This is a genomic window from Sorangium sp. KYC3313 (assembly GCF_052075895.1).
Taxonomy (GTDB): Bacteria; Myxococcota_A; Polyangia; order Polyangiales; family Polyangiaceae; genus Sorangium; species Sorangium cellulosum_B.
In genome coordinates, this window is sequence record NZ_CP197255.1 from 5,601,746 (window position 1) to 5,614,250 (window position 12,505).

Below are 12,505 nucleotides of genomic sequence, written 5' to 3' on the forward strand. Positions count from 1 at the left end.
AGAGGGGGCGAGCGGCGCTCGGGAGGTGGTTGACCGCGAAATACGGTGTTTGGTGTACCGGGCGTGTCCACCGAGCGCGGCCGCGCCGCCGCGGCCGCGCTCGTTGACCGCCGGTCAACGGAACCGGTCGGTCGCCTCGACCAGCTCGTGCAGGATGCCCGGCTCCATCGCCGAGTGCCCTGCGTCCGCCACGATGCGCAGATCGGACTCGGGGAACGCGCGGTGGAGCGCCCACGCGCTCTCCGGCGGACAGACCACATCGTAGCGGCCCTGCACGATGACGGTCGGGATGTGGCGGATCCGGTGGACGTCGTCGAGCAGCTGCGTCTCCGCCGTGAAGAACCCCTTGTTCATGAAATAGTGGCACTCGATCCGGGCGAACGCGAGGGCGAACTCATCACCTGACGTCCTCGCGACGAGCTCGTGGTTCGTGAACAGGCAGCTCGTCCGCCCCTCCCAGACGCTCCACGCGCGCGCCGCCCGCTGCTGCAACCCGGGGTCCGGGCTCGTGAGGCGCCGGTGGTACGCCGTGAGAAGATCGTCCCGCTCCGGCTCGGGGATGAACGCGAGGTACTCCTCCCACGCGTCGGGGAAGATGGCGCTCGCGCCCCGCTGATAGAACCAGTCGAGCTCCTGCTTCCGCAGGAGGAAGATGCCGCGCAGCACGAGCTCCGTCACCCGCTCCGGGTGCCGCTCGGCGTAGGCCAGCGACAGCGTGCTCCCCCACGAGCCGCCGAACACCTGCCAGCGCTCGATCCCGAGGTGCTCGCGGAGCGCCTCCATGTCCGCGACGAGGTGCCAGGTGGTGTTCTCCTCCAGGCACGCGTACGGCGTGCTCCTGCCGCAGCCTCGCTGGTCGAAGAGCACGATCCGGTAGGCGGCCGGGTCGAAGAAGCGCCGCTGCTTCGGCTCCGTGCCGCCCCCGGGGCCGCCGTGCACGAAGACCACCGGCTTGCCGCGCGGATTGCCCGACTCCTCGAAATAGATCTCGTGAAGTTCCGAGACGCGCAGCCTCCCGGCGCGGTACGGCTCGAGCTCGGGATACAGCGTTCGCCTCTGGGTGCCTGTCGTCGTCATGCCGCTCCCGTTCGCCGGTCGACGTCGCGCGCGCCGGCGCGCCCAGGGTACGCGAAGGCGCGCCGGGAGGGGAGAGGGCCTGGACGAGGGGAGGGCAGGTCGCGGCGGGGGAGCGGCGAGGGACCGCCGGTCGGGACGCGCGGGCGGCTCAGCCGGGCTGCGCGGCGTCGCGCGCAGCGGTTTTCTCCGCGCCGCCCGCGCCGCCCGCGCCGCCCGCGCCGCCGTAGAGCGCCTCGAGCGCGGGCCCGTACTTCTGGAGCGCCACGCGCCGCTTCAGCTTCAGGGTCGGCGTGAGCATCCCGTTCTCCGCCGTGAAATCCTCGGCCGCGAGGGCGATCTGCCTGATCTTCTCGAAGGACTTGAAATCAGACGCGTACCTGTCGACCTCCGCCTGGACGTGCGCGACCACCCGCGGGTGCTTCAGCATCGCCTCCGTCGACTCGAACGAGAGGCCCTCGGCCCGCGCCCACTCCGTGAGCGCCGTCATCTCGGGCGCGATCACCGCCACGTTGAAGGGGCGGTTGTCGCCGTAGATCATCGCGCCGTTGATCAGCGGAGACAGCTTGAGCTTCTCCTCGAGCGGGGCCGGCGCGACGTACTTGCCGTTCTCCAGCTTGTACTGCTCCTTGATGCGGCCCGTGACGAAGAGGTAGCCGTCGTCGTCGAGGTAGCCCAGATCGCCTGTGCGGAAGCCGCCATCCTCCGTGAAGACGGCCTTGTTCTCCTCGTCGCGCTTGTAATAGCCCACCATGACGTTCGGGCCGTAGACGACGATCTCTCCCTGCTTCGGGTCGTGCGTCTCCGACCTGTCGATGACGATCTTCACGCCCGGGATCGGCTTGCCCACGCTGCCGAGGCGGCGGGCCCCCGGGTAGTTCACGGTGGCGACGGGCGATGTCTCCGTGAGGCCGTAGCCCTCGTAGACGGTGATGCCGAGCGCGTCGACGAACTCGGCCACCTGATAGGCGAGCGCCGCCCCGCCGCTGATGGCGTACTTCAGCTTGCCGCCGACACTGGCGCGTATCTTCGAGAAGATGACGCGGTCCGCCGCGACGAGCGCGAGCCGCTCGACGACGCCGAGGGGCTCGCCCTTCTGCTTCTTCGTCGCGGCGCGCATCCCGGCGCGGAACAGGGCCTGGATGACGGCGGGCTTCCCCGCCATCTTCTTCTGCACGCCCTCGTAGATGCGGTTGAAGATCCGCGGGACGCTCATCAGCACGGTGGGGCGCACCTCGCCGAGGTTCGCGAGGATCTTGTCGACCGACTCGCTCAGCGCCATCGACGCGCCCACCGTGATCATCACATGGAGCTCGCCGGTGTGGCCGAACGAGTGGGCCCACGGGAGGAACGACAGGCTCCGATCGTTGCCGCCGAAGGGGATGAGATCCAGCACCGCGCAGACGTTGGAGGCGATGTTGCCGTGCGACAGGATCACCCCCTTGGGGTTGCCGGTCGTGCCCGACGTGTAGATGAGGCACGCCGTGTCCTTCGATGTCGGCTGGATGGCCGGGGCCGGGCCCCCCTCGCCCGCGGCGAGGAGCTCCTTGTACGAGCTGGTCTTCGCCCCGGGGACGCCGTCTCTCGCCCCGTCGGGGTCGAACAGACAGACAACGTGCTTCAGCGAGGGCGCCTTCTCGGCGAGATCCTTGCATTTGCCGTAGATCTGCGGCGTGGCGACGATCGCGGCCACGGCCTCGCAATCGTTGATGATGAACGCCCACTCGCTCGGGAGCTGCGCCTCGTACATCGGCACGACGGCGACTCCCATGCTGAAGCAGGCGTACGCCGAGACCGCCCACTCGACGCGGTTGTTGGAGATGAGGGCCACCCGATCCCCCCGCTGGACGCCGAGCGACGCCAGCCCGCCGCGGAACCTGGCGACGAGCTGCCCGAACTCCGCGTACGTGATCCAGTCCCAGCGGCCATCGGTCTTCGTGCCGAACAGCGGCCGCTGGCCATGAAGCTTCAGCGCGCGATCGAGCAGGTCTACCAGGTTCTCCAGTTTCGCCATCGGTCTCCTCCCGAGCCGAGTGTTAACATGGTACTGCGCCGCGCCAGTGTCCTTTTGGCGGCGCGTGGCGCCGGCTGTTATCGCGCCGACGCTGGAGCGACGCCGCGCGCGTCGCGTGGGCGTGGGGTCGGCGGTGCCCGCGCGGGGTGGACGAGGGGGGAGCGGGGAAGGGGGAAGGGGGAGGGGGAGGGGGGAACGGGAGCGCTCGCGCGGCGTCGCGGCGTCGACCGCGGGGCTCCTGGCGCGCGAGGTGGCGGCCTCGGGCCCCTTCTGTTAGAGCGTTCATCGCTTCGATGCCCCGGTATTCCATCACGACGTTCGGCTGCCAGATGAACGTGCACGACTCCGAGCGGATGCACGACGTGCTCCGCTGCGCCGGCTACACGGAGGCCGGCAGCGCCGACGAGGCGGACGTGCTCGTGCTCAACACGTGCAGCGTGCGCGAGAAGGCCGAGCAGAAGCTGCGGAGCGAGGTCGGTCGGCTCGCGCGCTGGAAGCGGGAGCGCGCGGATCGGGTGCTCGTCGTGGCGGGCTGCGTGGCGCAGCAGGAGGGGGAGCGCCTCCTCAAGCAGATGCGCGCGATCGACGTCGTGGTGGGGCCCGACAACATCCCGGAGCTGCCCGGCCTGCTCGGCGACCTCGCGATCGGCGGGCTGCCGATCGCGCGCACGGTGTTCGACCTCGACGCGCCCCGGTTCCTCGTCGCGTCGCCGCCGTCGCCCTCCTCCTCGCCGCGCGCCGCGCCGACGGCGTTCGTGACCGTCATGAAGGGCTGCGACGAGCGCTGCTCGTTCTGCATCGTCCCCCACACCCGCGGGCCGGAGCGGTACCGGCCGAGCGACGAGATCGTCGCCGAGATCGCGGCGCTCGTGGCCGCGGGGACGCGCGAGGTCACGCTCCTCGGCCAGACGGTGAACAGCTACCGCGACCCGCTCGGCGCGCTGCCGCGGGCCCCGGGCGCGAGCGCGGACGACCCGGACGAGAGCGAGTTCGCGGCGCTGCTCCGGCGCGTCGCGGCCGACGTCCCCGGCCTCGCGCGCCTGCGCTACACGAGCCCGCACCCGCGGCACCTCACGCCCTCGCTCGTCCTCGCCCACGCCGAGCTCCCGGCGCTGCCGCGCCACGTGCACATGCCGGTGCAGTCGGGCAGCGATCGGGTCCTCCGGCGGATGATCCGCCGCTACACGCGCGCCGAGTACGTCGCGCGGACGCGCGCGCTCGTGGAGGCGGTCCCGGGGCTGACGCTCTCGACCGACGTCATCGTCGGCTTCCCGGGCGAGACGGAGGACGACTTCGCGGCGACGCTGTCGCTCGTGCGCGAGGTGGGGTTCAAGGGGCTGTTCGGCTTCAAGTACTCGCGCCGGCCGCACACGCCCGCGCTGAAGCTGCCGGACGACGTGCCCGAGGCCGTGAAGGGCGAGCGGCTCGCGCGCCTGTTCGAGGAGAGCGAGGCGCTGCTCGCCGCCCACCTGTCGGCCCTCGTGGGGACGACGCAGGAGGTGCTCGTCGAGGGGCGCGACAAGGAGCGGGGCGCGAGTGGTGAGCGCGGAGCCGGCGGCGCGCTCTGGTCCGGCCGGACGGGGCGCCACGAGATCGCGCACATCGACGGCGCCGGGGAGCTCGATCTGCTCGGCGAGGTCGTCGAGGTCTCGATCGCGCGGGCGAACAAGCACTCGTTGCAGGCCGAGCTCACCGAGGCGGCGCGCGCCGCGGCCCGGCCGCGGCAGCGGGGCGGCCTGGAGGCGCGGCCCGCCCGGCGCTCGCTGCCGGTGGTCGCCGCCGAGGGCGGGTGACGTGGCGCTCGTCCTGGATCTCGGCGGGGTGGCCCCGCGGCTCGGGCGCGACGTGTTCCTCGCGCCGAACGCGACGGTGATCGGCGACGTCGAGCTCGGCGACGAGGCGAGCGTGTGGTTCGGCGCGGTGCTGCGCGGGGACATCGGCGCGATCCGCGTCGGCCCGCGGACCAACGTGCAGGATCTCGCGTGCCTGCACCTGACGGGCGGCGTCTCGCAGACGATCGTCGGCGCCGACGTGACCATCGGGCACAGCGCGATCCTGCACGGTTGCCGCGTCGGGGACGGGTGCCTGATCGGGATGGGCAGCATCGTGCTCGACAACGTCGAGATCGGCGAGCGCTCGGTGATCGCGGCGGGCGCGGTGGTGCCGCCGGGGCGGGTGATCCCGCCGCGCTCGATGGTGCGCGGCAACCCGGCCCGGGTGGTGGGCGAGGTGCGGCCGGACCAGGCCGAGCTCGGGAAGCTCGGCGCTGCGGGCTACGTGGAGAACGCGCGGCGCTTCCGGGCGGCGCTCGCCGGCGAGGCCGTCGAGCCGCCGGAGGTCGCGGCGCGCTTGGTGATGCGAGAGGTGAGGAAGCCATGAACATCACGGTGAACGGGGAAGCGCGCGACGTGCCGGCGGCGCTCACGGTGCGGAGGCTCGTCGAGCTGCTCGGGCTGACCGAGGGGCCGGTCGCGGTGGAGCGCAACGGCGAGGTGATACCGCGCGCCGAGCACACGGCCGCCGAGCTCGCCGAGGGGGACGTGGTCGAGATCGTCCATTTCGTCGGCGGCGGTTGAGGCCGCCTCGGCGTTCTTGGCGTCCTGACGGTTTTTTCTCTTCTCAACGGTCTGGCGATCTTCCCGATCGTCCGCGATCCGGCTAGCATGTCGAGCTGCCGTGGATACGAGGGCCCTCGTTCTGGTCTTGGCGCTCGGCGGGTCGGCCGGCGTGGGCGCCGCCATGGCGGTGCGCCATGCGTTGCCGGCCTCTCCGGTGGTCCGCGGCCTCTCGGTCGGCGAGCGCTTCCTGCCGGACGGCGCCGCGCCGGCGGCCTGGCTCGCGGCGCGGCGCGACGCGCTTCGCGAGCGCGTGGTCCGGCTGCGCCACGACGACGTGGAGCTCACCGCGACGCTCGGCGAGGCGGGCGTCGAGGTCGACGTCGACGAGACGCTCGCGGCGGCGCTGCGCGTCGGCCACGAGGGGCCCTGGGCGCGGCGGCTCCGGGAGGCCCGGGGGGCGCGGCGCGGCGAGATCGACGTGCCGCTCGCCTGGGCCGTCGATGCGCCGCGGGCGCGGGCGTTCCTCGAGCGGCTCGCTCCGCAGATCTACCGGGCGCCCGTGGACGCGCGGCTCGATCTCGCGAACCGGCGCAAGATCCCGGAGCAGGCCGGCCGGGCGCTCGACGTCGAGGCCTCCCTCGCGGCGCTGCGGGCCGGGGAGCACGGCGACGAGGAGCTCATCGAGCTCGCCGTCCGGCAGATCTTGCCGCAGGTCGCCGTCGCCGACCTGGTGAGCGTCGACGTCACCAGGGTCGTCGCGGCCTACGAGACGAAGTTCAAGCACCACGGCAAGGAGGCGGGGCGCGCCCGCAACATCAGGAACGCCGCCTCCAAGATCGACGGCACCATCCTGGCCCCGGGCGATACCTTCTCGTTCAACGCCCATGTCGGCCCCCGGACGGCCAAGAACGGGTTCACGATCGCCCCGGAGATCCTGGGGGACGAGACCGTCCCCGGCTACGGCGGGGGGACATGTCAGGTCTCGAGCACGCTCTACGCCGCGTCGCTCTTCGGCGCGCTCGACACGCCGGACCGCCAGAGCCACTCCCGCCCGAGCGCCTACATCCCCATGGGGCTCGACGCGATGGTGACCTACCCGGAGTCGGACCTGAAGATCAGGAACACGCTCCCGTTCCCGATCATGATCCACGCGTATCTCCCCGAGCCGACGGTGCTCCGCGTCGAGATCCTGGGCGGCGACCCCGTGGCGGAGGTCGAACACCACGTCTCGGCCGAGCACACCGACGATTTCATCCGGCGCATCTACGTGAAGTCCGAGCTCGCCGAGGGCAAGGTGAAGCGCCACCAGAAGGGCTCGTGCGGATACGACGTGAGGTCCTTTGTCACCGTCCGTTACAAGGACGGCAAGGCCTCGGAGCGCAGCTATTCGAGCGAGTACAGGCCCGCGCCGGAGGTCTTCTGGGTCGCGCCCGACTACGACCCGCAGGCGCTGCCGGCGCTCTCGGAGCACGCGAAGGCGGTGGAGGAGCTCCGCGAGGGGGAGTCCCCCGCCGAGGCCCCCGCTGCGGCGGGGCAGGGCGGCGCCTACTCGATGTGAGCCCGGTCGAGGGCGCCGGACCCCTCGGCGAGCGGCTCAGTGCCCCGCGGGCGCGGGGCCGCCCCGGCCCTTCCCCAGCAGGAGCACCAGCGGGAGCGTCGCGATGACGAGCACCGCCGTGACCCAGAACGTGTCGTTGAACGACATGACGGCGGCCTGCAGGTTCACGATCCCGTCGAGGACGTGGAGCGCCTTGTCGCGCGCGTCCGCCGGATCGAACCCCTTCGCGGCGAAGCCCGCGGTGTACGCGGCGACGCGCTCCAGGGTCCTCGGGTCGCTCGCCCCCATGTCGCTCACCAGGACCGCGCGGTGGAACGCTTGCCGGTCGGCGAGCACGGTGGTGAGCAAGGCGACCCCGACGCTGCCGCCGAGCTGCCGTGTCAGGCTGAAGAGGCCGGTCGCGGCGGCGATGTCCTTCTTGGGGAGCGGCCCCAGCGTGGCCATGCTCAGCGGCAGGAACATCAGCGTCGTGCCGAACGACCGGATGATCAGCGGCCAGAACAGGTCGCCCGAGCCCGTCATCGGGGTGAGCGTCTGGAGCTGGAAGAGCGCGGCGAGCAGGATGAGCCCCCCGACCACGAGGAGCGCGCGCGGGTCGAACCGGCCCAGGAGCCGCGCCACGAGCGGCATCGAGAAGGCGGAGGCCAGCGCGCCGGGGAGCAGGAGCAGGCCGGTCTGCTGCGACGTGAAGCCAAGGATCGACTGGGCGAAGATGGGCACCGCGAAGAGCGCGCCGTAGAGGCCCATGCCGATGACGGCGGACAGGAGGCTCCCCGCCCAGAGCGAGCGGTGCCGGAGCACGCGCAGGTCGACGATCGGGCTCTTCGACGAGAGCTCGCGGTGGATGAACAGGGCGAGGCTCGCGGCCGCGATCACGGAGAACGCCAGGATGAACGGCGAGTCGAACCACGCCTCGGAGTGCCCCTCCTCGAGCACCGTCTGCAGCGAGCCGACGCCGGCCGCGAGCAGGGCGATCGCGATCCAGTCGACGCCGCCGCGCTCCCGCTCGCCCGCGGCGTCCGGCGGCAGGAAGGCCAGGCACATGAGCACGGCCGCGATGCCGAGCGGGACGTTGATGAAGAAGATCCAGCGCCAGTCGATGTTCGTGACGATGTAGCCGCCGAGCGTCGGCCCGATCGTGGGGCCGGCGATGACGATGGCGGAGAAGAAGCCCTGCGCCATCGCCTGCTCGTGCTTCGGGAACGTCTCGAACAGGATCGACTGCGCCTTCGCGAGCAGGCCGCCGCCGCCGAGCCCCTGGAACACGCGGGCGACGATGAGCATCGGGAGGCTGTGGGCGACGCCGCAGAGGACCGACGCCGCGGTGAAGGCGATGAGCGAGAAGACGAAATAGCGCTTCTTGCCGAAGCGGTGCCCGAGCCACGCGGTGAGCGGCAGGATGATGACGTTCGCGATGGCGTAACTCGAGACGACCCAGCTCACCTGCGTGAGCGTGGCGCCGAGCGAGTTCTGCATCTCGGTGAGCGCCACGTTGACGATGCTCGTATCGACGATCTCGAGGAGCGCGCCGAGGGCCACCGCCACGGCCACGAGCCACCTGTTCGCGCTGGCGGGCGCGTCGGCGTACGCCGGCGGGGCCGCGATAGCCACCTCTGCCACAGCTCCCTCCTCATCCTATTGCCTCGTGTCGACCGTCAGCTCGACGCTCATCCCCGGGCGCAGCACGACGTCGGGCGGCGCGTCGTGGAGGCGGATCCGCACCGGCACCCGCTGGACGACCTTCGTGAAGTTGCCCGTCGCGTTGTCCGGCGGCAGCAGGCTGAAGCGCGCGCCCGTGGCGGCGGAGAAGCTCTCGATCTCGCCGTGCACGGTCACGCCGGGGTAGGCGTCGATCGACACGCGCGCGGGCTGCCCGACGCGCATGTGCGCGAGCTGCGTCTCCTTGAAGTTGCCGGTCACCCAGACCTGTCGCGCCGGGACCAGCACGCCCACGGCCTGGCCCGGGGAGACCATCTGCCCGACGGAGAGGGTCTTCTTCGACACGGCGCCGTCCTGCGGCGCGACGATGCGCGTGTACGAGAGCTCGAGCGCGGCCAGGTCGCGCGCGGCCTGGGCGGTCTCCACCTGGGCGTGGGCCACGCGGGCGCGGGCGCGCGCCTGCGCGATGAACGCGTCGACGTTGCTGGCTTGCTGGACCTTCGCGTTCGCCTCCTCGACCCGGCTCCACGCCTGCGTGGTCGTCGCCCGGAGCGCCGCGAGGCGCGCCTTCGCCTGCTCGAGCGACGCGCGGGCGACGTCGACGGACGCCTGCAGCTGGTCGAGCTGGGCCTGCGCGAGCGCCCCGGTCTCCACGAGCTTCCTCGCGCGGTCCCGCTCGAGCGTCGCCTGCTCCAGGGTCGCCGTCGTCGAGGCGACCTGCGCCTCGCCCTCGGCGATCTGCTGCTTCGACGCGCTCGCGCTGCTCGCCGCGCCGTGCAGCGAGGCCTCGGCCACCGACTTGTTGCTGCGCGCGTTGGTCTCGGCGATGCGCTCGTCGGCGTCGGCCGCGTCGGCGCTCGCCCTGGCCGCCGAGAGGCTCGCCTCCGCCTGCGCGAGCCGCGCGCGCGCGGGCTCGGCGTCGAGCTCGGCGAGCACGTCGCCCGCCTTCACCGCCTGGTTCTCCGCGAAGAAGACCTTCACCACCACGCCGGCCGCCCGCGCGGGGACCGACACCACCTCCGCGTCGATCTGCGCGTCGTCCGTCGCCTCGACCCCGCGGTGGGTGACGTACCAGCCCGCGCCCGCCGCGACGGCGAGCGCGGCGACCGCCGCCATGATGCCGGCCGCCTTGCTCGGCTTCCCGGCCTTGACCGCCCCGGAGATCGCCTCCGGGGCCGCCCCCGGTTCTCCAGGGAGAGCGCTCGTCGTCGTGGACATGGTCGCCGCCTGCTCCTCGTCGCCCCCGACAGCGGCGATCGAGCGCCGCGTCTCTAAGGCAACCCATGGTTGCGATAGTGGTACCACGGGGGCTACCAAAGGCAACCAATTGTTGCCATAGTTCGATCGAAGGCCTCGCCACCCGCCTGCGTGGTCGTGGTTCAATGAGCGCCCTCGCGATGCGGAGCGTGATGCCGATCACCCCGAGAGAGCCGTCACCGGCCGAGCCGGTCCCAGCGCTGGAGCGCCGTCGCACCGGCGCGCGTGGCGCGCGGCGCGGCGGCCGGAGCGAGCGCGTCGTGCGGGCGGTGATGCACGCGGCCGCCGCGGAGATCGCGCGGGCGGGCTACGCGGCGCTCCGGGTGGAGGACGTGGCCGCGCGGGCGGGCGTGAACAAGACGACGATCTACCGCCGGTGGCCGACCAAGGCCGAGCTCGTCAAGGCGACGCTGCGCTCGCTCCTCGACGATGGCGGCGCGCCGCCGGACACCGGGGCGGTGCGGCTCGACCTGCTCGAGCTCGTGCGGCGCTTCGTCGCCTCCGCGTCCACGCCGGAGGGGCAGGGCATCTACCGCATGCTCCTCGCCGAGCTGCACGTGCCCGAGGTCGACGCGTTCGCTCGCGCGCTCCGCGACGAGCGCCTCGCCCCCTGGCGGGAGGTGCTCGAGCGCGGCGTCGCGCGCGGCGAGCTGCCGCCGGGCTCCGACCTCGACCTCCTGGTGGAGATGATCCGCAGCGTCGTGACGAACCGCCTGTTCCGCCTGCGCGGGCCCGTCGACGACGGGGTCCTGGAGGCCGTCGTCGACGTCGTGGTGCTCGGCGCGAAGGGCGGCGGCGCGCTCCGCCGCGCCGCCAGCTCGCCGGCTTCGCCGCAGGCGACCGCGCGGCCGCGCCGTCCGGCCCCGCGTTGACCGGGGCGCACGCGCACCGCGGCGCCACGCGTGCCGGCCTGTCGCGACTCACCCTCTCGGCGCGACCGTGTCGCCGATGACCGCCGTGTCCTCGGTGACCTGATGGATCAACTCTCTCCCTCATCAACAGAAGAGAAGGGGATGAGCTCTAGAAAATTGTGCTGACTCTATCGGCTCGATCCGGGGGCGCCGCGCGCGTCGGCCTGAAGGGGTGATCGGCGTCGCGACGGGGATGTCTTGACGAATGGAGAATGCCGGCGCGACGGCAAGGACATTGGCTGTCCGCGCGCCCCTGGCGTCGCTTGACCAGGAATCGTCCTCAGGGGAAACTCTGTGTCCATGGCGGCGGGCGGCGCCCCTCTGTGCGCGGCCGAAGCGCCGAGGATCGCCTGCTGCCAGGGACGACGACGGGCGTGATCTTCGCTTAGCTTAACTTCGCTGTTCGCGACGATAGACTCATGACGATCGTCGTCTTCTTCTGGCTCGCTCAACGTGGCCGGCGCGCGAGCTCGGCCATGAGGCCGAAGAGCTCGATCGGGCCCGGCGAGGGGAGCTTCCCGCCGCTGAACTCGCGGTAGAGCGTGTGCACGTTGACCACGATGCGCTCGGCGTCGCTCCAGCTCGCGTAGTCGGCGAGCGCGATGTCGCGGGCGGCGTCCGCCGCGGGCATGCCGGCGTCGTAGCGGCGCCGGGCCTCGTCGCGGATGTACACGAGGTAGTCGCGGACCGCGCGCACGCCCGCGCGATCCGTGATGGGGCCGTGTCCCGGCACGATGACGTCGACGTCGGCCGCGAGGAGGATGTCGCAGGCCTTGAGCCAGTTGCCGACGGGCCCTGCCCACATGATCGGCGTCGCGTCGATGAAGAGGACGTCTCCCGTGTAGATCACCCGGTCCGCCGGGACGTGCACGAGCAGATCGCCCTTCGTGTGCGCGGGGCCCACCTCGACGAGGCGGACCTCCTTGCCCCCGACCGCGACGGTCAGCTCCCCGTCGAACACCCGGGTCGGCGGCGCGGGGGCGATCCCGTCGAAGTCGAAGGCGCCGAAGCAGTGGACGAGGTACTCGCCCAGCGCGCCCGCGGCGCCGCTGCGCGCCTGTCGCATCAGCATGGCCAGCATCGGCGCGGGGACCTCGTCCATCTCGGCGGCGCCGGCGCGCGTGGCGATGAGGGTCGCGCCCTCGACGAGCGCGTTGCCGTAGCAATGATCGCCGTTCGCGTGGGTGTTCACGACGGTGCCTATGCGCGCCGCGGCGGGGGCCGCCGCGCGCATGGCGTCGAGCATCTCGCGCGTGCGCTTCAGGTCGAAGAGCGTGTCGACGAGCAGGGCCTCGCCGTCCGAGGTGACGAGCCCTGCGTTGCTGAGGCCCCAGGTGCCGGCGGGCTGGAGGTAGGCAAAGCAGCCATTGCCGATGTCCTCCAGCCCTCGTTCATACCGCCATCGACCCATGGCCGCTCCCTCGTTCCCGGGCGCCGCCCGGCGCTTCTCCGAGCCTCGAAGGTAGGCCATCCG

General features: G+C 72.2%; 10 protein-coding genes. 5 read left to right on the plus strand and 5 right to left on the minus strand.

All coding sequences use genetic code 11. From position 1 onward, the window contains the following. Positions 1-114: 114 nt before the first annotated feature. Positions 115-1,077, minus strand: a complete 963-nt coding sequence (pip, locus tag ACSRUE_RS21940; protein WP_441292703.1) for a prolyl aminopeptidase — start codon at positions 1,075-1,077, stop codon at positions 115-117. Positions 1,078-1,225: 148 nt separating this feature from the next. After that, positions 1,226-3,088 carry an AMP-dependent synthetase/ligase gene (locus ACSRUE_RS21945; RefSeq protein WP_441292704.1) on the minus strand — a complete coding sequence of 621 codons (1,863 nt, stop codon included), beginning with the start codon at positions 3,086-3,088 and terminating at the stop codon, positions 1,226-1,228. A gap of 293 nt (positions 3,089-3,381) precedes the next feature. On the opposite strand from ACSRUE_RS21945, the gene miaB reads away from it, so the two are divergent. The 4 genes from miaB (at position 3,382) to ACSRUE_RS21965 (ending at position 7,204) form a co-directional block, all read left to right on the plus strand. Then, positions 3,382-4,881 carry a tRNA (N6-isopentenyl adenosine(37)-C2)-methylthiotransferase MiaB gene (miaB, locus tag ACSRUE_RS21950; protein ID WP_441292705.1) on the plus strand — a complete coding sequence of 500 codons (1,500 nt, stop codon included), beginning with the start codon at positions 3,382-3,384 and terminating at the stop codon, positions 4,879-4,881. Between the two features lies 1 nt (position 4,882). Beyond that, the gene (locus ACSRUE_RS21955; protein ID WP_437766141.1) at positions 4,883-5,467 is read left to right on the plus strand and encodes a gamma carbonic anhydrase family protein; all 585 of its coding nucleotides are present in this window, start codon (positions 4,883-4,885) and stop codon (positions 5,465-5,467) included. Continuing rightward, a complete protein-coding gene (gene thiS / locus ACSRUE_RS21960; protein ID WP_441292706.1) occupies positions 5,464-5,664 on the plus strand; it encodes a sulfur carrier protein ThiS in 201 nt (66 codons plus the stop codon). The genes ACSRUE_RS21955 and thiS overlap by 4 nt, the downstream gene beginning before the upstream one ends. A gap of 100 nt (positions 5,665-5,764) precedes the next feature. Continuing rightward, positions 5,765-7,204 (plus strand): VanW family protein, encoded by a 1,440-nt coding sequence (locus ACSRUE_RS21965; protein WP_441292707.1) that lies wholly within the window; start codon positions 5,765-5,767, stop codon positions 7,202-7,204. A 36-nt stretch (positions 7,205-7,240) separates the two neighbouring features. On the opposite strand, the gene ACSRUE_RS21970 is transcribed toward ACSRUE_RS21965, so the two are convergent. Further along, the gene (locus ACSRUE_RS21970; protein WP_437766144.1) at positions 7,241-8,824 is read right to left on the minus strand and encodes a DHA2 family efflux MFS transporter permease subunit; all 1,584 of its coding nucleotides are present in this window, start codon (positions 8,822-8,824) and stop codon (positions 7,241-7,243) included. Between the two features lie 15 nt (positions 8,825-8,839). Then, a complete protein-coding gene (locus tag ACSRUE_RS21975) occupies positions 8,840-10,081 on the minus strand; it encodes an HlyD family secretion protein (protein ID WP_441292708.1) in 1,242 nt (413 codons plus the stop codon). Between the two features lie 191 nt (positions 10,082-10,272). On the opposite strand from ACSRUE_RS21975, the gene ACSRUE_RS21980 reads away from it, so the two are divergent. Then, the gene (locus ACSRUE_RS21980; RefSeq protein WP_441292709.1) at positions 10,273-10,992 is read left to right on the plus strand and encodes a TetR/AcrR family transcriptional regulator; all 720 of its coding nucleotides are present in this window, start codon (positions 10,273-10,275) and stop codon (positions 10,990-10,992) included. Between the two features lie 487 nt (positions 10,993-11,479). Here ACSRUE_RS21980 and ACSRUE_RS21985 read toward each other — a convergent pair whose 3' ends face one another. Then, on the minus strand, positions 11,480-12,442 hold the full coding sequence (locus ACSRUE_RS21985; RefSeq protein ID WP_437766147.1) for an MBL fold metallo-hydrolase: 963 nt from the start codon (positions 12,440-12,442) through the stop codon (positions 11,480-11,482). Positions 12,443-12,505 lie beyond the last annotated feature (63 nt).

What these genes read in the sequence shown, in the direction of transcription:
- pip (WP_441292703.1), bottom strand. Translation starts at nt 1,077, where the DNA reads ATGACGACGACAGGCACCCAGAGGCGAACGCTGTATCCCGAGCTCGAG.
- ACSRUE_RS21945 (WP_441292704.1), bottom strand. Translation starts at nt 3,088, where the DNA reads ATGGCGAAACTGGAGAACCTGGTAGACCTGCTCGATCGCGCGCTGAAG.
- miaB (WP_441292705.1), top strand. Translation starts at nt 3,382, where the DNA reads ATGCCCCGGTATTCCATCACGACGTTCGGCTGCCAGATGAACGTGCAC.
- thiS (WP_441292706.1), top strand. Translation starts at nt 5,464, where the DNA reads ATGAACATCACGGTGAACGGGGAAGCGCGCGACGTGCCGGCGGCGCTC.
- ACSRUE_RS21975 (WP_441292708.1), bottom strand. Translation starts at nt 10,081, where the DNA reads ATGTCCACGACGACGAGCGCTCTCCCTGGAGAACCGGGGGCGGCCCCG.
- ACSRUE_RS21980 (WP_441292709.1), top strand. Translation starts at nt 10,273, where the DNA reads ATGCCGATCACCCCGAGAGAGCCGTCACCGGCCGAGCCGGTCCCAGCG.
- ACSRUE_RS21985 (WP_437766147.1), bottom strand. Translation starts at nt 12,442, where the DNA reads ATGGGTCGATGGCGGTATGAACGAGGGCTGGAGGACATCGGCAATGGC.